We start from the raw sequence: 23,071 nt of genomic DNA on the forward strand, positions 1-23,071 counted from the left end.
CGAAATACTTATTATCTTGAACCTCTGAGGAGTTAATGATGAGCAATCCACGTGGTGGTGCAGGTAATTTCGCCATGAATCCTGAACGCGCTCGCGAAGCGGGCAAAAAAGGCGGACAAGTCAGCGGCGGGAATTTTCGTAATAACCCGGAGCGGGCCATTGAAGCTGGCCGCAAAGGCGGTAAAAAGAGTCGTCGTACGGTAGCGAAAGTTGCCAGTCAGTAACCGTTAAACCTCTGTCAACGAAGGAGAACATCATGAACAGCCAGGAACATTTTCTCGACTGGGTCAGAGATGCCCATGCCATGGAAAAGCAGGCCGAAAGCATGCTGGAAAAAATGGCCGCCCGACTGGAACACTATCCGGATCTCCGGCAGCGCATTGAACAGCACATTGAAGAAACCCGCGAACAGCAAACGCTGGTACAGAGCGTCATTGATCGCTATGACACTTCCCGTTCGGTGATCAAAGACACCGCAGGCAAACTTTCTGCGTTTGGCCAGGCCATGGGCGGCATGATGACCGAAGACGAAGTGGTAAGACGAAGTGGTAAAAGGCGCTATCAGCGGCAACGTATTCGAAAACTTCGAAATTGCCAGCTACACCTCACTGATTGCTGCTGCGCAGAAGCTGAACGACAGCGAAAGCGTGGCGATCTTTACCCGGATTCGTGAGCAGGAGATTGCTATGGCGGAGTGGACACTGGCCCACCTGCCGGACGTGACGGAACAGTTCCTGATTCGTTCAGACACACCAGGCGTGGAAGCGAAGAAGTAAGTTTTCGCGCAACGCCTGGTGATTTCCCTGGAGACGTTCAATATTGCGAGAGCTTTAAGATGACCTGATGGTCAGCCAGCCGTGTCACGCTGGGCACGACTGGCTTTTTTTTCGCTATGCCGTACGGGGAGCAAAAGGCCGGCTGGCCTGCCACCAGAGCGCCAGCGCCATTAGCGCAATCACACTCAGCACCGTAAACGCCACACCCCAGGAGTAGCGGCTGGCGATCATACCGGTTAAGGCCGGGCTGAACGCTGCGCCAACGCCCTGCATCAGCATCACCGCACTCTGACCGGCATTCACGTGCCCGGTGCCGCGCAGCAGCGTCACAATATAACCCGGTACCGCAACGCCCAGAATGCCCGCCGCCAGACCGTCCATGACCTGCACCGGCACCATCGCCAGCGTGCCGGTAAAGCTTGCCGCCAGCATGGCACGCACCGGCAGCAGCAGCAACGCCAGCAGGATCAGGCGTGCATAGCCGCTATTCTCTGCCCGGGCCGAGGTCCACAATGCCACCGGGATCATCACCGCCTGCGAGATAACCACCGTTGCCGCTGCATACAGACCCGGATTCAGCCCGCCCGGCTGTGCCGCCACGCGCATACTCAGCATCGGCAGCAGCGCCGCATTTGCGAGGTGAAACAGCAGCAGCGTGATGCCGGTGGTCATCAGCGCGCGGTTGCCCAGCAGCGCCGGCAGGCGCGGCATATCCTGATTCGCCGCGCTCTCCAGCCCGCGTGCCGCGTCGTGGTCGATATCGCTGCCGCGTATCGCCAGCACAAAAATTGCCGTGAACACCGCCATCATCGTCATCAGGACAAACACCGAACCGGTGCCCCAGTACCAGGTACAGGCCCCCGCCAGCACCGCCGCGCTCATATTACCGGCATGGTTAAATGCCTCATTGCGGCCCATCTGCCGGTTAAATCCCTGCCGGCCGGTCAGCCCCAGCGTGATCCCGGCCAGCACCGGCGCAATAAAGGCGGCGGCGACGCCGCTCACCACCTGCGTCATGCCAACAATCAGCGTTTGCTGGAAAAACCATAGCCCCAGCGTCGCGGCCGTAATCAGCGCGCAGCCCAGCAATAGCAGGGTGCGTTTGTGGCGCGTGGCGTCCGTGACGATGCCGGCCGGCAGCGTTGCCAGCAATCCGGCCAGCCCGCCGGCGGTCATGACAAAGCCGATATCATTGGGCTGCCAGTGGCGCTGCGTCAGGAAAATGCCCAGAAAAGGTCCCAGTCCATCCCGGACATCGGCAAGGAAAAAGCTCACCAGACAAAGCGCCTGTAACGATTTAAGTCGCATCGTGGAGTTCCTGTTATGTATTGATTTTCATGCAAGTCGCTGAGGATAAGTTAGGGTGACAAACCGCGAAAAGTCACGACAGGAAAAAGTAACGAATTGAAACGGACCGGCAGCAATGTCTCTGCGATCGTCCGCCGGCGCCTGCCTGATAAGCGCATTGCGGATGGGCCAGCGGCAGGAGGACAGCACTGCACGTGCGGGACGGCAGCGGCTCTTTGCCACCACCGGCGTGCAGAGAGGCGTGAGGCGCCTGCGGCAGCCGGAAAAGTCCGCGCGGCATCCGCAGAAAAAAGCCTGACGGCAGAAAAGCAAAAACCCAGCCATAAAGGCTGGGTTTTCAGAATGTTGGTGCCCGGACGCGGAATCGAACCACGGACACGATTCCTAGCTTCCTAACTTGATGATTGTTAGACAGTTAGTTATTCGCTTCGATTCCGAATGTACCATCAATCTGTACCATTCTGCAAATAAGTTTAGATGCAATTTGCTATCACATGATCTGCGAGTTTGTCGTGCTCCGCATCCATTTTATCCATCAAATCAAGCTGGTTTTTAGCCCATTGCCCTCTTACTAAAACATGTTGTGTAGGACGTACAGTTTTAAGATATTTGAGAGGTACGCTTTGAATAATACTGTCTGGAGCCATAACGTTCATATCTTCCACTTTAGCTACTGGAGCATTAGTAACGAAGGCAGGCACTGCGTTGTATGAATTTATAGATTGCAGACTGGGTAACAAAGCATTCTGTACTGCACTACTAATCACATTTCTGTGAGCAAGGTCCGCCCCAACTTCGGTGGCGACAGTAGCACCTTGTTTTTTTCTCATATCGAATCCGTTGAACACCCAGCCTGCAAATTTTGGTTTGCCTTTAAGTGGTAAAACTGGATCGTGTGGATTTCCACTCAAGTATCTTGCAACACCTTGTTCCCAGTCAGTAACAAACTTAGGAAGCATCTCACCAATCAAGCCAATGCAATAGGCAGAGAACATATCTGCTGTACAAGGTACGATGAAATAATCAGAGCAATATAGTGCAGAGCGAACAAGTGTATTGAACGATGGGGGAAGGTCAATCAGAACATAATCATACTCTTTTCCGGTTGCTTGCTCTGCTGCACTGGAAATCAAGTAGGGCATAAGGAAACGATAAACGCTAGTACCTGCTATGAGGTCGGTACCAACACTCAAAGTATCTGAAAGGTTATTAAGCCAAAAATCTCCAGCAACTATATCCAAATGTCCAGACCCTTGAGGCATTGGATGTTTAGGCGTGTTAATAATCACTTCTGTTTTATTCTGCTGTATGTAAGGTTGGCCAAATGCTCTTATAGTTTGCCCGAAAGGAATTTGAGCATTTGTTCTTAAAAGATTAGCAAACCTTTGGTCACTTAAGGTCGCAATTGATAAGTTGCACTGCGGGTCAAAATCTATCAGCAAAACTGATTTGCCTTTAGCGGCTAAAGATACACTGAGATTCCATGTCAGTGTGGTTTTTCCCACACCACCTTTGTTATTAAAAAGTGATAAAGTGATCATAACCTATTGCAACCCCGAGTTATTATTAGTTGGTTGCTTAAGATATCATAACTTTTTAGCAGGTGAGATGAATATTGGCGGTTTGATAAGATTATACAAATAACCTTATGTTTTACTTGATGATGTGGGCACCTGGTTACAGGTACCCGCTTCACTAGTTGATCCTTCTGTAGATGAACATAGCCCCACCGATGCATGCCGCCAGAAGAACCCTCATGCTAGTGATTAAGTCTATGATTATTATGAAGTCCCGTGATGTTGCACCAACTATAAGTAGCGCTAAACTTCCTATTCCCAGTGCGATAATCATAGCTAACATCAACCCTTTGGTTTTTAGATGTAGACAGCGTGCTATGCCAAAGCCTATAAATACGGGACAAATCACTGAATACATGTACACAAAAACGCTATAATTACTCCCTCCTTTGAATAGAGCTAGAATCAACAACGCAACAGCTATCAATGAAGAGGGTATGGCAATGTTATTTAATTCTTGATTCTTATTTTGAAGAATTATCATTGTACCAGCATAACCACCAATAATGCCTCCACATACCAACCCGAGTCTGGGAAAGACTACTTGGAAAAGGAAGCTGTAACCCTGATCATTAATCCAAATGAGATTAGTCACATTCAACGGATATGTTAGTGATAGGATGCTTATTATGATAGACATTATTAGGAATTTAATCCCGGTAGTCATTTATTACTCCTGCTTAGAATTTATCAGGTAATTAAAGTGTGATTTTTCTGGCTGAACAGGGTATCCAGTTCCCATCAGTATTCTGAAGGAACCATCTGGCATCGGAATACCTCATCATTATCTTTGCCTCCGTTTTTGTGTCTGCAAAGACAAGCACTACCTTATCCTCATCATCACTTTGTATATGCGTAAACGGCAGATTGAATAACCCTTCCACATTAAGCACATCTTTTTTAAGTGTTGCGTGTATGCCATTGGTGCATTGTAGAAACAGATCATTTGGCGAGGCTGCAATGCTGGTGACCTGCTCCCCGTTGATTAATACACCGTGATGTTAGTAATGTCTTCATAAGTCACATGAGGACGTCCCCATGAAGAAGCGATTTTCCGACGAACAGATCATCAGTATTCTCCGCGAGGCAGAAGCCGGGGTTTCGGCCCGGGAACTCTGCCGCAAGCATGCTATTTCAGACGCCACCTTCTACACCTGGCGCAAGAAGTTTGGCGGCATGGAAGTCCCCGAAGTGAAGCGGCTCAAGTCGCTTGAAGAGGAGAATGCCCGCCTCAAGAAGCTGCTCGCTGAAGCCATGCTGGATAAGGAGGCGCTTCAGGTGGCTCTGGGCCGAAAGTTCTGACGACAGACCAGAAGCGGGAAGCCGTGGAAGTCATGTGTGAGGCCGCAGGTCTGTCGCAACGTCGTGCCTGCAGGCTGGCAGGCTTGCCCCTGTCGACCTGCCGTTATTCGGCTCAGCGTCCGGCTGCTGACGCGTTGCTGTCCCTACGCATTACAGAGCTGGCACTTGAACGCCGCCGCTTTGGCTACCGGCGCATCTGGCAGTTACTGCGCCGGGAAGGCCTTCACGTCAACCACAAGCGGGTATACCGCATCTATCATCTCAACGGCCTGGGTGTAAAGCGCAGGCGACGCCGCAAGGGGCTGGCGACTGAGCGGCTTCCGCTTCTTCGTCCGGATGCGCCGAACCTGACATGGTCAATGGATTTTGTCATGGATGCTCTTGCCAGCGGCCGCCGGGTTAAGTGTCTGACCTGCGTGGATGATTTCACGAAGGAGTGTCTGACGATCACCACGGCATTCGGGATTACAGGCGTTCAGGTGACACGCATTCTGGACAGCATTGCGCTGTTTCGTGGCTATCCTGCAACGATAAGAACTGATCAGGGTCCGGAGTTTACCTGCCGTGCGCTGGATCAATGGGCCTTTGAACATGGTGTTGAGTTGCGCTTAATCCAGCCAGGCAAGCCAACGCAGAACGGATTTATTGAGAGCTTCAATGGCCGCTTCCGGGATGAATGTCTGAATGAACACTGGTTCAGCGATATTCTTCATGCCCGGGAAATCATTAATGACTGGCGGCAGGATTATAACGAGTGTCGACCACATTCATCTCTGGATTACCAGACGCCAGCTGAATTTGCAGCAGGCTGGCGAGACGGGAAATATGAAGAAAAACCAACCGACATTACTAACTGAAGGTTGTATCTAATCCTGGGGGCAGGTCACTGGCTGTGCTGAATGAAAGTGCAGTTAATACGAATCCTTTTATTAATCTCATAATCCATTTCCTAGTAAATCCGGCCTGTTAGCACGAATGACTCTGTAGATGCTGGTGATTCCGATTCCAAGTTGCCGTGAAATCTCTGCCTTACTTAAACCTTTTTCGACCAAATCAATAATTTCTTTAGTTTTTATCCTCGCTGTAGCTTTTCGTCCAGTGTACTTCCCTTTCTGTTTTGCCAGTGCGATTCCCTCTGCTTGCCGTTCAAGCATCATCTCTCGCTCAAAGGTCGCGATTGCCCCAATCATAGTCAACATGAGCTTGCCTGTCGGCGTTGCAGTATTTATTCCTATGTTCAGTATGTTCAAGGCAACACCTTTCACTTGCAGATATTCCGACACTTCAAGCAAATGGCGTGTGTTACGTGCTAGGCGATCCAGTTTGGTGACCTGCACCACATCACCTTCCCTGACAAAATCCAGCAGTGCATGTAGTTCCGGGCGGTCATCTTTAGCCCCACTAATTTTCTCCCTGAATATCTTTTCGCAGCCGGATAGTGCTTCGAGTTGAGTATCCAGACTTTGCCCGTTTGTTGAGACGCGAGCGTAACCGACTGTAGCCATGAGAACTCCTTACCCTGCCAATAGACCATGCTATGCTGCAAAAGCCTGCCAAAACCCCAAAACCACCCTGTGGCAGGGCCGAATGAGGCTTTCTACCGTTACGGCAGTGGCAGATCTTTAGGGCATGGTTGTTGGCAGGGGGCAATTGAGGTGGATGATGAAGTAGAGGCTTAGCTTAAGCAGCCCCAGTCTTTGGATAAGCGGATGCCATTTCCTCAAGGATTGCAGCCAGAAAAGCACTGAGTGCTGTGAATAAAGCCTTTTTCAACATTCTCCAATAGTTCATTTCTTCCGACCTCCCAAACCAGAGCGGTGAGGTATTGAAGGCTCTTCAGCTAGTGCCTCGTGGACGTTCTCAGAGCCTCTGTAAGCGATGTTTTTAAATTGGAAAGGGAATGACTTGCACTGCATATTTACCTCCATTGTGATTAATTCAACTTCCTTATACCGATTGCGCTTAATTTGTTGATTTATGAAGAATTTCTGGCGGTAGGCACACAGTTCTCGTGCAACTTTACTGGATGAAGGGATTTTGAGTATTAGCTAGCATCTAAACCATCTTGTAAATCAACATGTAATTTCAGAGATGAATTTGAGTATTAAAGTATGTATGGGTATGGATTGGCTATAAGAGGGTGTGTTGGGGGGCGTATTCGACGTTTAAACGTTCCAAAATGCCATTATCGTTGTTACGACGCTGATATTGTTGGAACGTTTCTGCTACGGAACGACTTAGAATCCGTATCGGCGGAGACAAGCTCGTTTAAATCTGATCGTTCTACCGCCTTGGCAAGGTATTCCAAGCCTCTCCAGAAGCTCCTTAAGCTCTCTCAGCCTCTGTTTTGGACGTTTCAGCATGAACCAGCAAATGTTATGTTCAGATTCATAGGCAGATTGTGACGATTGGCTGGTTATCAAAAGCTCTGAGGATTGAAGAGGTTCACACGCTGTTCTCAGACAATGAACATAACAATCTTCAAGACTTTTCAGCATCCTTAGCTGACTGATTGCTTCTAACCAAAGCTCCTGCTCTTCATGCCTTACTCTGATTAACTTGATTTCAGGGCAGTTTTTACGAAACCAGCGGTCTCTCTTCAAATCATTAAAGCGATACCTCTTTGATTTATGAGCTTTCTCATCAAATTCAATTACATAATGACGAATTATTGTTGAACCATCAGTATTTGAGCTTTTCTCCACGATGAGCGAATCAACCCGGTAAGGGCCAATAACCTTCTCACGCTGAATCTCATAGTACCTTCTTGTATCCCTCCAGAAACTCGCCAGAAGAGGGCTAAGTGCATCGAAGAACTGCCCTGCAAAAGTGCTTTCATGATTGGCAACGGGTAAAGTTACCCCTGCTTTTTCCTTAATAGCTGCGACAAGATGTGTGTTTCGACTGCTGTATATGCTGTAAGTCAGTAAAGCGAGAGCGTCACTCGCGTCAAGCCATCCGGTTGGACCAGGGAACCGTCCACAAATTAGCTCGTCAGAACAACACTTGAGGATTTCGGGCGGAGCCTGGCATAGCTTTGAATGAGTACGCTGCATCCACTGGCTAAAACGTTTAGTTGCAGGGACTTTGTCTCTCAAAAATGCGACAGAAACCTGCGGGGTCCCAGCGACGATGCGAAATGCAGAATCGGGAATTTGCATATTGATGATCTCCAGATGAATTATTTGCCTTATACCGCAGGGAAACGCGATTCCAGCCGCTCAAGGTTCAATCTGGGGATTTGCTCAATGGCATTACGTTGGGCCTCGACAGACTTCTCTCCGTAACCGTGACTGGCCTTTGCCATAGCGGGTGAATTTTCGTTATGTCCGAGAATGCTGTCTTGGATTTCTTCACGAATGTTCAGGTCGCGAAACAGGGTAACGAGAGTGTGCCGGAAGCTGTGGGTCGGTTTGATCCCTTCCCGAATCAGGCCGTGTTCACGAATGTAGTTACCCCACCACCGAGCGTAGTTGTATGAATATTTCCGGTTCACTTCAGACTTTTTGGCAAACAATTGGTAGGTCTGAGCTTGGACGAAATTAAGGAAACCTAGCTCGATCAGGTGGCTGTGTATTGGGAATTGCCTTGTGTTACCCATCTTGATCGATTGGCCTTCACCCATCGCCAGCCTAATGCAGGGGATTCCATCTACTTCCACAATGTCGCTCTTACGAAGCTGAGCTATTTCCTCAACGCGAGCGCCGCAGTAGTACAGAATTACAGGTATCCAGTAAGCCATTGCACCATGAGGCGTCGTTTCACCGTCAAATACGGGCAATGAGAAGATGCGGCGGATTTCATCCGGGCTGAAAGACCTGACCACTGCCGGGCCTGCAACAACCTTGCGTTTCTTCAACTTATTAAGTGGATTCTCAGCGAGCTTGCCGTCTTCAACCGCAACTCGAAAGATCGAAGATAACTCCTTCAGAATGTTCTCGACGCGAGTAGGGCTAATTTTCGCACCTTTGGCATTAACCTGGCTTTGCAGTGGCATTAGGCGAACAGCCTTCGATGGACGGGATGGAAGCTTTTCAATCAGCGAACGAAAGTCTGCGAGGTCTGTAACGGTGATATCTTTGACAGCCTTCTGGCCGATAAACTCGATGAAACGGTTAACCGATGTCGTATAGGCGATAATCCGACTTTCTGCACGTAATGGCTCATGACGCCGAACGTGTTCTTTATAACGTGCGAACAGGTCTGCGAAGGTGAGCCTTAGAGGCTTTTCTTCCGGCAATGAATCCAACCCTTTGCTTTTAGCGTAGAGTCGTGGGCGGAGGCTCATAAGATATGCATTCGTCAGATCGCTACGGCGTTCAGCTAGACGCCAGGCCAGACGGTTTCTCCAGACTGGAGTGAGGACAGTAGGCGTGTATTCGAGAGCTTCCTCAAGCTCGACGGCCATCAGTTTATCAATGGATACGTCACGTTCTTCCTGCCATGTCTGTGACTTATAGTTGGGCTTACGTTGGCGGTCTTCCAGCCAGTCGTGAATCAGCACATTTTCTGGCGAGTGAGTCAGCCCCATTTTATCATCGTGCTGCTCTTCAACAACGTACCGCTCCCGGATTAGTTCGTCACTCTGCATGGTCTTTGACGCCCATACGCCAGCAATTAGCTCGATATCCGCATCGGTTAACGATTGTTCTGCTTCAAGCTGTTTTTCAGCCAGTCGGAGTATCATGTCGATCTGGATGATTTTGGCGGGCGCACGCGTTCTGGCCTCATTAACGTCTTTCGTATCAAGAGTAAACTTGATTTCACGTTTATCGAGGATAGCGATCAGGTGTTTGGGTACGGCTTTACGAACGTGGTAAACGCCGAATCGGTTCTTTGTCGGTTGTATCATAATGCCCATTTTGTACCACCTTTCTGTACCACCGGGAAGCGAGGCCGATGGAGAAAATTAGGAGGTAACTACTGACAAACCAAGAAGTTATTGAGCAGAAAGCAAAAACCCCCGCATAAAGCGAGGGTTTGGAATGTTGGTGCCCGGACGCGGAATCGAACCACGGACACGGGGATTTTCAATCCCCTGCTCTACCGACTGAGCTATCCGGGCAACGGGGCGCATTAAACCCTACCCGGGCCGGGCCGTCAAACGCTTTTCGGCAAAAATCCGCTGACTGATGCCTTTTGCAGCAACCGCGCGCTGAACGGTGAAAAAATTGCCGCTTTGCCCCGGCGTGTGCGCTGAATTTTTAAACGCTTGTGCCGATAACCGTGGTGAAAACGTATACCAATAAAAAGGTTTCCCCATGTTCAGCACCACCACACCAGGTCTTTTTTCCCGTCTCACCCGGCTGACACACAGCAGCCGGTCCGCCACGCTCCGTTCTCTGCAGAAGGCCATCGCCATGGTGGAATTCACGCCGGATGGCCATATCCTCACCGCCAACAATCTGTTCCTTGAGCGCATGGGCTATCGCCTTGAGGAGATTGTTGGCCAGCATCACCGTATCTTTTGCACGCCGGATACGGTGCAGTCACAACGCTATCGCGATTTCTGGCAGCGGCTAAAGCGCGGCGAGAGCTTCAGCGATAAGTTTCTGCGCGTGACAAAGCACAACCATCCAATCTGGCTGGAAGCCAACTACGTCCCGGTGCAGGATCGCCACGGGCGGGTTAAGAAAATCGTCAAGCTGGCAAGCGATATCACCGCGCGCATCATCGATGCGCAGGAGCAGCGCGCCATGACCAGCGCCATCGATCGCTCCATGGCGGTCATTGCCTTTAACCTCAAAGGTGAAGTGCTGATGGCGAACGACAATTTCCTGAAAACCACCGGCTACCGCGCGGATGAGATCCTCGGCCGCCATCACAGCCTGTTTTGCCCGCCGGCAATCCGCGAGAGCGACGCGTATCGCCAGTTCTGGCAGCAGCTGAATGAGGGAAAATTTATCTCCGGCCAGTTCCAGCGCATCAATAAACAGGGCAACACCTTCTGGCTGCGCGCCACTTACAACCCGGTGTTCAGTGAATCCGGCCAGCTGTACAAAGTGGTGAAATTCGCCACCGACGTTACCGCACAGGTGGAAAAGAGCCAGCAGGAGCGCGAGGCCGCACAGCAGGCTTACCAGACGGCGCTGCAGACCAGCGAAAGCACGCGCCTTGGCGCGACGGTCATCGAGAACAGCGTGCAGACCATCAATGCCCTGGCCGGTGAGCTGCACGGCATCTCCGGGGATATCACCAACCTCGGCGACTCTTCCGAGCAGATTGGTGCTATTGTGGCCAGCATCCGGCAGATTGCCGAGCAGACCAACCTGCTGGCGCTGAATGCGGCGATTGAAGCGGCGCGTGCCGGTCAGCACGGCCGTAGCTTTGCCGTGGTCGCCAATGAGGTGCGCGCGCTGGCGGCAAACATCAACCGCGCCACCACCGAGATTGAAAAACGCATGGAGCATAACCACACGCTGGCAGAAAAAGCGCTGAAGGGCATTGAATCTAACCTGAAACGCGCCGATCAGGGCGTCATTCTGGCACAGGAAGCCGGCGGTATGATGGCGGAGATTCGCGGCAGCTCCCGTGAAGTGGTACGCGCCATCAGTCACGTCACGGAAACCCTGGAAAAGAACTAGCTGTGCCTGAGGCAGAGGGCCCCGGGCCCTCTGCTGCCCACCCCGTAGTGACATAAAAGTGTCACAGCCGCGCAGTACGCTAAGAATATTCCTGGTTTATCCCGAGCCACCTTATGCAACTGCCTGATTTGCACGCAGGGCTTCCCGCCCTGTCGAGCCGTGCCCGTGCGCGTTCACTGTGCATTGCCGTGCCCTTTGTCAGCCCCGCCATGGATAACACCGCGGTGATGGCGCTGTTCAGCGAGCATAAAGATCTGATTGGCCTGCCGGTGGTCGAAAACGGCACGCCGTTTGGCATGATCAACCGGCATATCTTTTTGTCACAGATGACACGCCCGTTCTTCCGCGAGCTGTATGACCGCAAAAGCTGCATTGCTTTTATGGATAAGGCACCGCTGGTGATCGACGCCGAAACCGGGCTGGATCAGGTGGCGCAGCAGGTGGTGGCCAGCGGGGATAAGTCCGTGACCGATGGCTTTATTATCACGGAACAGGGGCGCTATATCGGTATCGGACTGGGCATCGATCTGATCCGCACCGTGTCCGATCTGCAGGCGCAGCAGCATCAGCAGATATTGCAGAGCATTGATTACGCCCGCGTGATCCAGGATGCGATGCTGGACCGCTCAAAACAGCAAATGGCGCAGCAGTTCAGCGACTGGTGCCTGCACTGGCAGCCGCGCGATGGCGTGGGCGGCGACTATTATGCCTTTCACCGCGACGAACACGGCTGGCTGGCGCTGATTGCCGATTGCACCGGCCATGGCATTCCCGGCGCCTTTATGACGGTGATTCTGCAATCCGCGCTGGAAAAAGCGCTGCAGCAGCAGTGTCATGAGCCGGCGGCGCTGCTGCAGTCGCTGAATCACCACATCAAACAAACCCTCGGCCAGCTGAATGCGTCACAGCAGACTTCCCTGTCCAATGATGGCTGTGATGCCATTGCGCTGCGGCTGGAGCGTGCCACTCACCAGTTGAGCTGGGCCAGCGCGCGCATGCACGCCCTGCTGCAGCGCGCGGATGGCACACAGCACACACTCAGCAGCGATCGCACCGGCGTGGGCTACACCGGGACGCCGCAGGATTATGCGTGGCCGCAGCAACAGCTGACGCTGCAGCGCGGCGACATGCTGCTGGTGATGACTGACGGCGTTACCGATCAACCCGGCGGCGCGCGTCAGATTATGTTTGGCAAAAAGCGCATCCAGGCGCTGATCAGCCACTTTTCCGCCCTGCCGATGCCCGCGCTGTCTGCTGCCTTCGCGCAGGAATTACTCCACTGGCAAGGCAACCAGCCGAGACGCGACGACGTCACCTGGTTTGGCTTCCGTTATTAACGAGCACGTTATGCATTCAGCTTCCGGCTGCCGTCCGCTGCCCGCCGACGATGTGGCGCTGCACTATACCGGCTTTTTTTCGCCGCAGAACATCACGGCCATGGGTGAAGTGATCAAAGCCCTGCTGGAAAATCAGCAGGCGCCGCTCAGGCTGCGGCGGCGCCTGTTTTCCAGTTTTGTGGAGATGGTGCAGAACATTCTGCGCTATTCACAGGATTGCCGCGTTGTGCTGCACCCTGAGCAGGATTTTCGTTTCGGCACCGTCACGCTGCGCGTCAGCAGCGACAGCTGGGTGCTGGAGAGCAGCAACCAGGTGGAAGAAGCCGCCTGTGAGCAGCTGCGTGACTGGCTGGAATCGCTGCGCAGCATGAGTCAGGAAGAGATCCGCCAGGCGTATCGCGCCGGCCTGCGCGCCGAGAGCCCCGCCACCAGCAAAGGGGCCAGTATTGGTTTACTGACGCTGGCGCGGGATGTCAGCGAGCCGCTGGAGTATGAACTGCGTCCGCTGGCGACCCGCGGTTACGCCACCTTTTGGCTGAAAGCCACCCTTCACCAGGAATGATGCTGTTATGCAAAACCTTGTTATTGCCGCGACCGACAGTACCCCGGAAGTCAGTTTTGATTTTGCTGCCTGCCGCTTCGCCCTGCGCGGCGAATCCTGGCCGGAAAATGCGGCGGCCTTTTATCGTCCGCTGCTGTCCGCCCTGGAGCAGTGGCAGCCGCTGCAGCCACGCGCGCTGGACGTGAACATTGCGCTGCGCTACTTCAACAGCTCCAGCACCAAGATGCTGTTCAGCCTGTTTGCACTGTTTGATCAGCTGGCGCAAAACGGCCAGCAGGTGACGCTGAACTGGTTTTATGATGCCGAAGATGATGTGTCGGAAGAGTTTGGTCACGAGCTGGCGCTGGACTTCACCGCGCTGCAGGTCAGGCTGCAGGCTGAGCTGACTTTATGATGAGCCTGCCTGAGCTGTTTCGCGAAGAGAGCGAGGTGCTCACCCGCTCCCAGGCTGTGGCAGCACAGAGCACCCTCAGCGCCGGGGATTACCGTGACGCGCTGCTGCTGCTGAGCCGGGATTATCAGCGCCTGATGCGCGAAACCTACCGCATGATTTCCCGCAGCGATCGCGCCGAACGCGAGCTGAACCGGGCCAATGAGCAGCTGCAACAGCTGGCGCAGGCGCTGGAATATAAAGCCAGCCACGATCCGCTTACCGCGGTCTGGAACCGTGGCGCCATTATTCAGCGCATCAGCCAGACCCTGCAGCACGGCGCGGCGGCGCTGATCATTCTGGATATCGATCACTTCAAGAAGATCAACGATGAGCATGGCCATCCCATGGGCGATCGGGTGATTTGCGCGCTGGTGGCACGCATTCAGGCGCACTGCCCGGAGGCCGCCAGCATTGGCCGCATCGGCGGCGAGGAGTTCACAGTACTGCTGCCGCACTATCGCCTGGCAGATGCGGTGATTGTGGCGGGCGCGATTCACGCCTCGCTCAACGCCGCTCCGCTGGCGGTGCTGCCCGGACAGCTGGTCACCGCCAGCCTGGGCGTCAGCTATGGTAAGCCGGGTTCCGGTTTTGACGCGCTGTACAGCAACGCCGATGCCGCGCTCTACGATGCTAAAAACCACGGCCGCAACCGGGTGTTTTTCCGCTGACCGGGCGCGCGTCAGGTTGACGGACCGGTTGTGCCCTTCTGCGCCGTCTCCAGCGGCGGCGTGGTGGCCGGCGGCAGGAAGATATGGTCCAGAATGTTGCGCATCACCGGCGCAGCCGTCACCCCTTCGTTGCCGCCGTTTTCCAGAATCAGCGCCACCGCCACTTTCGGATCGCTGAACGGCGCGAAAGCGGTATAAAAGATGTGGTCGCGCAGCCGCACCGGAATCATCTTCGCGTTGTAGGTCTGGTTCTGTTTCAGGCTGAATACCTGAGAAGTCCCGGATTTTGCCGCGATACCGTAAGGCGCGGTGTGAAAATATTTATAGCCGGTGCCGTTTGGCGCGTTGGCCATGCCAAACATTGCATGCCGCACCAGTGACCAGTAGGGGGATTTGGCATCGCCAATCTGCGGCTGCGGCAGCGTTGGCTGGTATGGCTGCTGCCAGTTGCCGCGCTGCGCTTTCTCCAGCAGGTGCGGGCTGATGACGCGGCCATTGTTAATCAGCGCCACCATCGCTTTCACCATCTGAATCGGCGTGGCGATCCAGTATCCCTGCCCGATGCCAACGGACACCGTATCGCCTTGATACCAGCTGTGCTTATGCACCTTCTGCTTCCATTCGCGGCTCGGCAGCAGGCCGCTGTACTCTTCGTTAAGATCGATACCGGTGGGTTTGCCATAGCCAAACTGGCTGAGCATGGTGTGAATGCGGTCGATGCCCATCATAAACGCCACCTGGTAGAAGAAGGTATCGGCTGACTCTTCAATCGCTTTGGTGACATCCAGCATGCCGTGCCCGGATTTCTTCCAGTCGCGGTATTTACGGTCGGTGCCGGGCAGCGTCCAGGTCGGTGCGCCAAAGAAGGTGGTGCCGGGTGTGATCACGTGGGTCAGCAGCGCCGACATCGCCATATAAGGTTTAACCGTGGAGGCCGGCGGATACAGCCCCTGGGTGACACGGTTGATCAGCGGCAGGTTTTTGTCCTGCAGCAGCGCCTTATAGGCTTTATAGCTGATGCCTTTGACGAACGGATTGGGATCGTAGCTGGGCGCCGAGACCATCGCCAGCACGCTGCCGTCGTGCGGATCTTCAATCAGCGCCGCCGCACGCTGTCCGGCCAGCTGGCTTTCCACATACTGCTGCAGGTGCAGATCAAGCGTCAGGTAGAGGTTTTTACCGGCCACCGGCGGCACCTCTTTCAGCACGCGCACAATCCGGCCGTGGTTATCCACTTCGACTTCCTGATAGCCGGTTTTACCGTGCAGCAGCGATTCGTAATAGCCTTCGATACCCTGCTTGCCAATGTTATGGTCTGCGGCGTAGTTTTCCCCGACGCCCTCGGCGTTCAGGCGCTTAAAGTCGCTGTCGTTGATCTTCGAGACATAGCCCACCACATGCGCCAGATCGGCCCCATAGGGGTATTCGCGATCCTGATAAGTGTCGATGGTGACGCCGGTGAAGCGGAACTGATTGACTGAAAAGCGCGCGACTTCCTCATCGGTCAATTCGGCCTTCAGCTCAACCGGCTTATAACGGCTGCTCTGTTTGAGTGCGTGCTGAAAATTGTCGATGTCGTCGGGCGTGAGATCCACAATCGGCTTCAGCGCGTTTAGCGTGGCCTGCATATCGCTGATTTTGTACGGCGTGACGAGAATGTCGTACCAGGTGACGTTGCGTACCAGCGGAATCCCGTTGCGATCGAAGATCAGCCCGCGCGTCGGCGCGATCGGGATCATTTTGATGTCGTTCTCGTTGGAACGCGTCTGGTAATAGCTGTGTTGATCGACCTGTAAGCGATACAGGTTAATGCCAAGAATCGTGAAGCAGATGACAACCAGGGCAAAAGCGACAAGCGCGCGGCGGACAAACAGTTTCTCTTCGGCTTCGAAATTTCGGAAATTCATCAGGGGCGTTTAGTCTCTTCGTTATCACGCTAATGATAAGCAGAGAACGCATCATAGCCAGCAGGAAGATGCACAAGCCTGGGCAAAAGTGTGTCAGATGTTTACGGCAGGCAGAACGGCGGGGAGCGCGAACTGCGCGGCGATTAACGCCCGCGCAGTCGCTCGTGCGGTGACGGCAGGTGAGCCCGCCGCGCCGGGCGCTTAGTCGCCCAGCAGCACCGATTCCAGTGCGATTTTGATCATATCGTTGAACGTGGTCTGACGCTCAGCGGCGGTGGTCTGCTCGTGAGTGCGGATATGATCCGACACGGTACAGATGGTCAGCGCTTTCGCCCCGAACTCAGCGGCCACGCCGTAGATACCGGCCGCTTCCATCTCCACGCCGAGAATGCCGTACTTCTCCATGACGTCGAACATCTGCGGGTCTGGCGTGTAGAACAGGTCAGCCGAGAAGATGTTACCCACGCGTGCGTCAACGCCCAGCGCTTTCGCTGCGTCAACCGCGTTACGTACCATGTCGAAATCCGCAATGGCGGCGAAATCGTGATCCTTAAAGCGCATACGGTTCACTTTGGAATCGGTGCAGGCACCCAGTCCAATCACCACGTCGCGCAGTTTCACATCGGCACGCACCGCACCGCAGGAACCCACGCGAATGATTTTTTTCACGCCGAAATCGGTAATCAGCTCTTTGGTGTAGATCGAGCATGAGGGAATACCCATACCGTGGCCCATCACGGAGATTTTGCGGCCTTTATAGGTGCCGGTGAAACCCAGCATGCCACGCACGTTATTCACTTCCACGACGTCTTCGAGGAAGGTTTCCGCGATGTGTTTTGCACGCAGAGGATCGCCTGGCATCAGTACGACGTCCGCGAAATCGCCCATTTCGGCATTAATATGAGGAGTTGCCATGGTTGTTCTTCCTTATGAAAAAAGTGGTCGCTGTTTTACAGCAAGCTTTTGCCGTAGTCCATGCTGGACAGGCCAAAATAGTGCGCGATGGTCTGACCGATATCGGCAAAGGTGTCACGATGCCCCAGCGAACCTGGCTTCACGCCCGGGCCGTAGATCAGAATCGGAATGTGCTCACGCGTATGTTCCGTTCCGCGCCAGCTTGGGTCACAGCCGTGGTCTGCGGTGAGGATCAGAATATCGCCCTCTTTCACCAGCGCCATCAGCTCCGGCAGACGACGGTCAAACAGTTCCAGTCCGCCTGCATAACCGGCGATATCGCGACGATGTCCCCAGGTGGAATCGAAATCCACGAAGTTCGTGAACACAATGGCATTGTCCGGGGCCTGCTTCATCTGCGCAATGGTGGCATCAAACAGCGCGTCCAGCCCGGTGGCTTTGACCTTCTGCGTGATGCCCTGGTGGGCGTAGATATCCGCGATTTTCCCGACGGAGATCACTTCGCCGCCCTTCTCATCCACCAGCTTTTTCAGCATGGTGGGTGAAGGCGGTTCCACGGCCAGATCGTGACGGTTACCGGTGCGCTGGAAGCTGCCGGCTTTATCGCCCACGAACGGACGCGCGATCACGCGGCCAATGTTGTAGCCGCCGTTGGTCAGCTCTTCACGCGCGATTTCACACAGTGTGTACAGGCGATCAAGGCCAAAGGTCTCTTCGTGGCAGGCAATCTGGAACACCGAATCCGCCGAGGTATAGAAAATCGGCTTGCCGGTTTTCATATGCTCTTCACCCAGCTGATCCAGGATCACCGTACCGGAAGAGTGGCAGTTACCGAGGTAGCCCGGCAGATCGGCGCGTCTGACCAGCGTATCCAGCAGCTCCTGCGGGAAGCTGTTTTCTTTGTCAGTAAAGTAGCCCCAGTCAAACAGCACCGGTACGCCGGCGATTTCCCAGTGTCCGGACGGCGTATCTTTGCCGGAAGAGAGTTCGCTGGCACAGGCGTAAGCGCCGATGATTTCCGCATTCGGGTCCAGCCCGGGCGGCACGCGGCCGGTAGAGAGTTCAGCCGCTTTGCCGAGGCCGAGCGCGTTCATGTTCGGCAGATGCAGCGGCCCTTCACGCCCTTCATTGGCGCGGCCTTCAAAACACGCTTCGGCGATATGGCCGAGGGTGTCCGATCCTGCGTCACCAAATTTATCGGCGTCTTTGCTGGAGCCGATACCGAAAGAGTCGAGAACCATAATAAAAGCACGTTTCATGCAAGTCTCCTGCGCCACAGCGCGATGACAAGTCAAAAAAAAGCGATCAGATCAGTATACCCGAACGGCCGCTGCCTGGCACGAAGTTACGCCACTATTCGCTGATGCGGCGATAGACCACCGGCGTTGCTTCCGGTGCCGTATCGCTGAGGGTGATGGCGGCTTTGACCGCTTCCGCCGCCTGCTGCCACTGCGCTTCGGACGCCGCATGGATGATCGCCAGCGGCTGCTGCGCGTCTGCGTGGCTGCCGAGCGTGATCATCTGGCTCAGGCCCACGCTGTAATCAATCGCATCGCTGGCGCGCTGGCGGCCACCGCCCAGTGACACCACCGCCATGCCCAGCGCCCGCGTATCCATCGCGCTGACGATACCTGGCGCATCGGCATAAACCGCTTTGCTCAGTACCGGCGCAGGCAGATAACTGTCCATGCGCTCGATAAAATCAGCCGGCCCTTTCTGCGCGGCAACCATCCGCGCGAACACCTCAGCCGCTTTGCCGTTATCCAGCACCTGCTGCAGTTTCTGCCGCGCTTCCTGCTCGCTGGCCGCCAGTTTACCGGAGATCAGCATCTCTGCGCACAGCGCCAGCGTCACTTCCAGCAGCCGCGGATTACGTGCCGCACCGGTAAGGAACTGCACCGCTTCCCGCACTTCCAGCGCGTTTCCGGCGCTGGAGGCCAGTACCTGATTCATGTCGGTGAGCAGCGCCGTGGTTTTACAGCCGGCACCGTTTGCCACGCCGGTAATCGCCTGCGCCAGCTGCTCTGAGGCGGCATACGTCGGCATAAACGCGCCGGAGCCCACCTTCACATCCATCACCAGCGCATCCAGCCCTTCCGCCAGCTTTTTCGCCAGAATCGAGGCGGTAATCAGCGGAATCGAATCGACGGTGGCGGTAATGTCGCGCGTGGCGTAAAACCGTTTATCCGCCGGGGCCAGCGAGTTGGTCTGCCCGATAATCGCCACGCCGGTCTCTTTGATAATCTGACGGAAACGGTCATCACTGGGAAAAATGTCAAAGCCCGGAATCGCCTCCAGCTTATCCAGCGTACCGCCGGTATGGCCAAGACCGCGGCCGGAGATCATCGGCACATAGCCGCCACAGGCGGCCACCATCGGGCCAAGCATCAGCGACGTCACATCGCCGACGCCGCCGGTGGAGTGTTTATCAACGACGGGGCCGTTAAGGTTGAGCGATTGCCAGTTGAGTACCGTCCCGGAATCGCGCATAGCCATGGTCAGCGCCACGCGCTCGGGCAGGGTCATATCATGGAACCAGATGGTCATGGCCAGCGCGGCGATCTGGCCTTCAGTGACGCTGTTGTCGCGTACGCCATTGATGAAAAAGCGAATCTCCGCTTCGCTCAGCGCCTGGCCGTCGCGCTTTTTACGAATGATTTCTTGTGGCAGAAACACCGTTGCCTCCGCTAAAAAAGGAATGGAATGACGGGTATCGGTAACCGTCACGGCGCCGCAGGGTGCGCCATGACGAAACACGCGCCGCGGCTCGCCTGCAGGGCGGCCGCGACAGGATCAATAACCCGCTTTACTGCTGGTGGTGGCGTGACCGAGGGTGTTCAGCAGGCTGCCCAGCAGGCTGGATGCGCCGAAGCGGAAGTGGCGTGCATCGGCCCAGCCGCTGCCGAGGATGTCGTCCGCCAGCTGCAGATAGATGGCGGCATCTTCAGCGCTACGCACACCGCCGGCCGGTTTGAAGCCAACCTGCTGCTGTACGCCCTTTTCGCGGATCACCTGCATCATGATCGCCGCCACTTCTGGCGTGGCATTCACCGGCACCTTGCCGGTAGAGGTTTTGATGAAGTCGGCGCCGGCATCAATGGCAATCTCCGACGCAGCGCGAATCAGCGCTTCCTCTTTCAACTCGCCGGTTTCGATAATGACTTTCAGCAGCACGCCCGCCGCCGCACAGGCTTCTTTACAGGCTTTGACCAGCGCAAAACCGGTCTCGCGGTTACCGGCAATCAGCGCACGGTACGGGAATACCACGTCCACTTCGTCCGCGCCGTAGGCAATGGCGGCACGGGTTTCCGCCAGCGCGATCTCAATATCATCGTTGCCGTGCGGGAAGTTAGTCACGGTGGCAATCCGGATATCCGGCGTGCCCTGCTCGCGCAGCGTTTTGCGCGCAATCGGAATGAAGCGCGGATAGATGCAGATAGCGGCCGTGTTACCCGCCGGTGATTTTGCCTGATGACACAGGGCGATCACCTTTTCATCGGTATCGTCTTCATTCAGGGTGGTCAGGTCCATCAGGCGCAGGGCGCGTTGTGCAGCAGCGTTCAGATCGGTCATGTCAGTCTCCGGAAGTCAGTCCGGCAGGTTCAGCCGCCGGGGAATGTGATAATTCTAACAATTCCTGCAGCAGGAAATTGCGCGCTATATCACACAGAAATAGAAAACCCGTTGCTATCGTGCAGTAATTTAGTGATAAAGGTCACATATTACCGCCAGCATGCCGGTTCTGCGCCGGCACGGGCGTTGTGATTATTATCACAAAAGATGACGAAAAAGTGTATCGCGAATCGCCATGGCTGTGCGCTACAACGCCGGTGAGGCAGCCGCACCGCATGGCGCGGAATCAGGCGGGAAAGGCAAACAGACGCAGCGTGTTTTGCCACAGCGCATCGGCAATCACATCCGGCGGCTCAGGGCGTAGCTGGCACAGCACCTCAAACACCCGGCGCGCCTGCTCAGGCCGGTTAGGCTGGCCCTGAAAGCCCTGCAGCGGCATATCCGGCGCATCGGTTTCCAGCAGTAGCGCCGTCAGCGGCAGGCTGGCAATAGTGCGGCGGGTTTTGCTGGCACGTTCATAGGTGATGGTGCCGCCTACACCAATCGCATAACCCAGCTGGATAAAACGCTCCGCCTGCTGCTGGCTGCCGGCAAAGCCGTGTACCACGCCGCAGCGGGGCAGCGCGTGCCGGCGCAGATGCTGCGCCAGCTGATCGTGCGTGCGGCGCGAATGCAGAATGACCGGCAGGTCGTAACGTTTCGCCAGCTTCAGCTGCGCGTCCAGCAGATAAGTCTGGCGCGGAAAATCGGCCTGCGCCATATAGAGATCCAGTCCGATCTCGCCGATGGCGACCCGTTTCGCATCGGGCGTCTGTAACCGCTGTTCCAGCTGGTCAAGGTGCGCATCCTGATGCAGCGCAATGTTGATCGGATGCAGGCCCAGCGCAGAAAACAGCGCGTCATGCTGCTGCGCCAGCTGGCTGACGCGCGCAAACCGGCTGGCATCGACGCTGGGTACGATGATCTTTTCTACCCCGGCCTGCGCCGCACGCGCGATGCTGTTCTCTGCGTCGTCGACGAACGGCGGGAAATCAAAGTGGCAGTGCGTATCGATAAACCTCATGCCAGCGACCCGGTATCCAGATCGGCGTCATTGTCCGCCAGCGGTGGCGTGTTGACGGTGCGGACGATATCCGGCTCGTTTGCCACTGCAGCGGGTGGCGTGACCCGCGCCGGACGCAGCAGCGGCTCGGCGTCGCTCAGCCACTGGCCGAGCGTGGCGAGAAAATAACGCCCGGTGCGCCGTCCCAGATGATAATCCTGATTGAGCGAGGCGATCCGGCTGCCCAGCGCCATGCTGGCCAGCGGCCTGGGCGGATAGATTTCGATGATGCGCAGGTCATCCGGCGGCTGCTCAATAAACTGCTGAATCTGGCGGTAACTCTCTTCATGATGATGCAGCACGTTAATCATCGGCTGCAGCGCGCCGTCGCTCAGCCAGCGCTCCATGCGTTTGAACCATTTTGGCGTGTAGAACATCTGCGACGGCACCGTACGGATCACCACGATGGTATCGGCACCGCGCCGCGCCGCTTCGCGAACCGGGATCGCATCACTGATGCCGCCATCCAGATAGCTGATGCCATCCATCAGCACGCCGCTGCGGTAAAAACCGGGAATGGCGCTGGAGGCTTTGATGATGTCATGCCAGGTGAGATCGGTGGGATTGAAGTAGTGTGCGCTGTAGTCATCGCTGCGGCAGGCGCACATGTAAAACTCACTGCCATTGGCAAACAGCTTCTGCGCACTGCTCAGCGCCAGCGGAAACTCCTGTCGGGTGATCTCCACCAGCCAGTCCAGATCAATCAGGTGGCCGCCGCGCACAAAGCGCAGGGGATCAAAAAACAGTTTGCTGGTGGTGTAACGGGTAATCACGCGGCGGGCATAGCCGGGTTGTCCGCAGACAAAAGCCGAGAGATTTTGTGCGCCGGCCGAGGTGCCGAGCAGCAGATGAAAGGGATTAAAGCCTGCCCGCTGGAACTCGTCGAGCACGCCGGCGGTAAAAATGCCGCGCTGGCCGCCGCCTTCGCAGACTAAGGCAATTTTCCTGGATTTAAAGGGCGTGAGCGCCAGTGGCTCAAAGGTGTCCAGCGACATCGGAATACGCGTTCCCAATGGTGATCCCTCAG

The 23,071-nt window shown here is 55.2% G+C and carries 20 protein-coding genes, 1 tRNA gene and 1 pseudogene; 8 read left to right on the top strand and 14 right to left on the bottom strand.

Annotation, left to right across the window (positions count from 1 at the left end; genetic code table 11):
- Window positions 1-38: 38 nt before the first annotated feature.
- Together D8B20_RS14360 and D8B20_RS14365 are read left to right on the top strand one after the other, a co-directional pair.
- The gene (locus D8B20_RS14360) at window positions 39-224 is read left to right on the top strand and encodes a con-10 family general stress protein (RefSeq protein WP_145890598.1); all 186 of its coding nucleotides are present in this window, start codon (window positions 39-41) and stop codon (window positions 222-224) included.
- Between the two features lie 32 nt (window positions 225-256).
- Window positions 257-776: pseudogene (locus tag D8B20_RS14365) on the top strand (ferritin-like domain-containing protein).
- A 114-nt stretch (window positions 777-890) separates the two neighbouring features.
- Here the strand turns inward: D8B20_RS14365 and D8B20_RS14370 are convergent.
- Both D8B20_RS14370 and D8B20_RS14375 read right to left on the bottom strand, forming a co-directional pair.
- Window positions 891-2,084 carry an MFS transporter gene (locus tag D8B20_RS14370; RefSeq protein ID WP_145889494.1) on the bottom strand — a complete coding sequence of 398 codons (1,194 nt, stop codon included), beginning with the start codon at window positions 2,082-2,084 and terminating at the stop codon, window positions 891-893.
- A 473-nt stretch (window positions 2,085-2,557) separates the two neighbouring features.
- On the bottom strand, window positions 2,558-3,625 hold the full coding sequence (locus D8B20_RS14375; protein WP_145889495.1) for a ParA family protein: 1,068 nt from the start codon (window positions 3,623-3,625) through the stop codon (window positions 2,558-2,560).
- Between the two features lie 1,074 nt (window positions 3,626-4,699).
- Here D8B20_RS14375 and D8B20_RS14380 point away from each other — a divergent pair.
- Window positions 4,700-5,820, top strand: a protein-coding gene (locus tag D8B20_RS14380) for an IS3 family transposase (protein WP_145886803.1) whose coding sequence is annotated in 2 segments (ribosomal slippage) — window positions 4,700-4,958 and window positions 4,958-5,820 — 1,122 coding nt in all. Because the reading frame shifts where the segments join, the coding sequence is not laid out codon by codon here.
- Between the two features lie 78 nt (window positions 5,821-5,898).
- Here the strand turns inward: D8B20_RS14380 and D8B20_RS14385 are convergent.
- From D8B20_RS14385 to D8B20_RS21655, 5 genes are all read right to left on the bottom strand, one after another.
- The gene (locus D8B20_RS14385; RefSeq protein WP_145889496.1) at window positions 5,899-6,468 is read right to left on the bottom strand and encodes a recombinase family protein; all 570 of its coding nucleotides are present in this window, start codon (window positions 6,466-6,468) and stop codon (window positions 5,899-5,901) included.
- Between the two features lie 732 nt (window positions 6,469-7,200).
- Window positions 7,201-8,124, bottom strand: coding sequence for a hypothetical protein (locus tag D8B20_RS14390; protein ID WP_145889497.1), 924 nt, complete (start codon window positions 8,122-8,124; stop codon window positions 7,201-7,203).
- A 29-nt stretch (window positions 8,125-8,153) separates the two neighbouring features.
- Window positions 8,154-9,824 carry a site-specific integrase gene (locus tag D8B20_RS14395; protein WP_145889498.1) on the bottom strand — a complete coding sequence of 557 codons (1,671 nt, stop codon included), beginning with the start codon at window positions 9,822-9,824 and terminating at the stop codon, window positions 8,154-8,156.
- Between the two features lie 128 nt (window positions 9,825-9,952).
- A tRNA-Phe gene (locus D8B20_RS14400) sits at window positions 9,953-10,028 on the bottom strand.
- A gap of 18 nt (window positions 10,029-10,046) precedes the next feature.
- Window positions 10,047-10,325 carry a hypothetical protein gene (locus tag D8B20_RS21655; protein ID WP_186454443.1) on the bottom strand — a complete coding sequence of 93 codons (279 nt, stop codon included), beginning with the start codon at window positions 10,323-10,325 and terminating at the stop codon, window positions 10,047-10,049.
- Between D8B20_RS21655 and D8B20_RS21965 the strand changes: the two genes are divergently transcribed.
- The 5 genes from D8B20_RS21965 (at window position 10,225) to D8B20_RS14425 (ending at window position 14,547) form a co-directional block, all read left to right on the top strand.
- Window positions 10,225-11,547, top strand: coding sequence for a methyl-accepting chemotaxis protein (locus tag D8B20_RS21965; RefSeq protein WP_145889499.1), 1,323 nt, complete (start codon window positions 10,225-10,227; stop codon window positions 11,545-11,547). The two genes, D8B20_RS21655 and D8B20_RS21965, sit on opposite strands and share 101 nt — an antisense overlap.
- A 113-nt stretch (window positions 11,548-11,660) precedes the next feature.
- Window positions 11,661-12,884 (top strand): SpoIIE family protein phosphatase, encoded by a 1,224-nt coding sequence (locus D8B20_RS14410; protein WP_145889500.1) that lies wholly within the window; start codon window positions 11,661-11,663, stop codon window positions 12,882-12,884.
- 10 nt (window positions 12,885-12,894) lie between these two features.
- Window positions 12,895-13,446, top strand: coding sequence for a SiaB family protein kinase (locus D8B20_RS14415; RefSeq protein WP_145889501.1), 552 nt, complete (start codon window positions 12,895-12,897; stop codon window positions 13,444-13,446).
- Window positions 13,447-13,453: 7 nt separating this feature from the next.
- Entirely contained in the window at window positions 13,454-13,840 is a 387-nt protein-coding gene (locus D8B20_RS14420; RefSeq protein WP_145889502.1) for a DUF1987 domain-containing protein, read from the top strand.
- Complete coding sequence (locus D8B20_RS14425) at window positions 13,837-14,547, top strand: GGDEF domain-containing protein (RefSeq protein ID WP_145889503.1); 711 nt, start codon at window positions 13,837-13,839, stop codon at window positions 14,545-14,547. Before D8B20_RS14420 ends, D8B20_RS14425 begins: the two co-directional genes overlap by 4 nt.
- 11 nt (window positions 14,548-14,558) lie before the next feature.
- Here D8B20_RS14425 and mrdA2 read toward each other — a convergent pair whose 3' ends face one another.
- The 7 genes from mrdA2 to D8B20_RS14460 form a co-directional block, all read right to left on the bottom strand.
- Window positions 14,559-16,454 (bottom strand): peptidoglycan DD-transpeptidase MrdA2, encoded by a 1,896-nt coding sequence (gene mrdA2, locus D8B20_RS14430; protein ID WP_145889504.1) that lies wholly within the window; start codon window positions 16,452-16,454, stop codon window positions 14,559-14,561.
- Between the two features lie 201 nt (window positions 16,455-16,655).
- Window positions 16,656-17,369: a purine-nucleoside phosphorylase gene (gene deoD, locus D8B20_RS14435; RefSeq protein WP_145889505.1), complete on the bottom strand. Its 714-nt coding sequence runs from the start codon at window positions 17,367-17,369 to the stop codon at window positions 16,656-16,658.
- A gap of 35 nt (window positions 17,370-17,404) precedes the next feature.
- On the bottom strand, window positions 17,405-18,628 hold the full coding sequence (gene deoB, locus D8B20_RS14440; protein WP_145889506.1) for a phosphopentomutase: 1,224 nt from the start codon (window positions 18,626-18,628) through the stop codon (window positions 17,405-17,407).
- A 94-nt stretch (window positions 18,629-18,722) separates the two neighbouring features.
- Window positions 18,723-20,045 (bottom strand): thymidine phosphorylase, encoded by a 1,323-nt coding sequence (deoA, locus tag D8B20_RS14445; RefSeq protein ID WP_145889507.1) that lies wholly within the window; start codon window positions 20,043-20,045, stop codon window positions 18,723-18,725.
- Between the two features lie 117 nt (window positions 20,046-20,162).
- Entirely contained in the window at window positions 20,163-20,942 is a 780-nt protein-coding gene (gene deoC, locus D8B20_RS14450) for a deoxyribose-phosphate aldolase (protein WP_145889508.1), read from the bottom strand.
- A 286-nt stretch (window positions 20,943-21,228) separates the two neighbouring features.
- Complete coding sequence (locus D8B20_RS14455; RefSeq protein ID WP_145889509.1) at window positions 21,229-22,005, bottom strand: TatD family hydrolase; 777 nt, start codon at window positions 22,003-22,005, stop codon at window positions 21,229-21,231.
- Entirely contained in the window at window positions 22,002-23,057 is a 1,056-nt protein-coding gene (locus D8B20_RS14460) for a patatin-like phospholipase family protein (protein ID WP_145889510.1), read from the bottom strand. The genes D8B20_RS14455 and D8B20_RS14460 overlap by 4 nt, the downstream gene beginning before the upstream one ends.
- Window positions 23,058-23,071: the final 14 nt, after the last annotated feature.

Origin of the sequence: Candidatus Pantoea soli (assembly GCF_007833795.1) — a bacterium.
Lineage (GTDB): Bacteria > Pseudomonadota > Gammaproteobacteria > Enterobacterales > Enterobacteriaceae > Pantoea > Pantoea soli.

Bases quoted from the DNA above. Each gene is read 5' to 3' on its own strand.
- deoC (WP_145889508.1), bottom strand. From the start codon at position 20,942: ATGACCGATCTGAACGCTGCTGCACAACGCGCCCTGCGCCTGATGGAC.
- D8B20_RS14370 (WP_145889494.1), bottom strand. From the start codon at position 2,084: ATGCGACTTAAATCGTTACAGGCGCTTTGTCTGGTGAGCTTTTTCCTT.
- D8B20_RS14410 (WP_145889500.1), top strand. From the start codon at position 11,661: ATGCAACTGCCTGATTTGCACGCAGGGCTTCCCGCCCTGTCGAGCCGT.
- D8B20_RS14360 (WP_145890598.1), top strand. From the start codon at position 39: ATGAGCAATCCACGTGGTGGTGCAGGTAATTTCGCCATGAATCCTGAA.
- D8B20_RS14420 (WP_145889502.1), top strand. From the start codon at position 13,454: ATGCAAAACCTTGTTATTGCCGCGACCGACAGTACCCCGGAAGTCAGT.
- D8B20_RS14455 (WP_145889509.1), bottom strand. From the start codon at position 22,005: ATGAGGTTTATCGATACGCACTGCCACTTTGATTTCCCGCCGTTCGTC.
- mrdA2 (WP_145889504.1), bottom strand. From the start codon at position 16,454: ATGAATTTCCGAAATTTCGAAGCCGAAGAGAAACTGTTTGTCCGCCGC.
- D8B20_RS14425 (WP_145889503.1), top strand. From the start codon at position 13,837: ATGATGAGCCTGCCTGAGCTGTTTCGCGAAGAGAGCGAGGTGCTCACC.
- D8B20_RS14415 (WP_145889501.1), top strand. From the start codon at position 12,895: ATGCATTCAGCTTCCGGCTGCCGTCCGCTGCCCGCCGACGATGTGGCG.
- D8B20_RS14390 (WP_145889497.1), bottom strand. From the start codon at position 8,124: ATGCAAATTCCCGATTCTGCATTTCGCATCGTCGCTGGGACCCCGCAG.
- D8B20_RS21965 (WP_145889499.1), top strand. From the start codon at position 10,225: ATGTTCAGCACCACCACACCAGGTCTTTTTTCCCGTCTCACCCGGCTG.
- deoD (WP_145889505.1), bottom strand. From the start codon at position 17,369: ATGGCAACTCCTCATATTAATGCCGAAATGGGCGATTTCGCGGACGTC.
- D8B20_RS14385 (WP_145889496.1), bottom strand. From the start codon at position 6,468: ATGGCTACAGTCGGTTACGCTCGCGTCTCAACAAACGGGCAAAGTCTG.
- D8B20_RS14395 (WP_145889498.1), bottom strand. From the start codon at position 9,824: ATGGGCATTATGATACAACCGACAAAGAACCGATTCGGCGTTTACCAC.
- deoB (WP_145889506.1), bottom strand. From the start codon at position 18,628: ATGAAACGTGCTTTTATTATGGTTCTCGACTCTTTCGGTATCGGCTCC.
- D8B20_RS14375 (WP_145889495.1), bottom strand. From the start codon at position 3,625: ATGATCACTTTATCACTTTTTAATAACAAAGGTGGTGTGGGAAAAACC.
- D8B20_RS21655 (WP_186454443.1), bottom strand. From the start codon at position 10,325: ATGGCGATGGCCTTCTGCAGAGAACGGAGCGTGGCGGACCGGCTGCTG.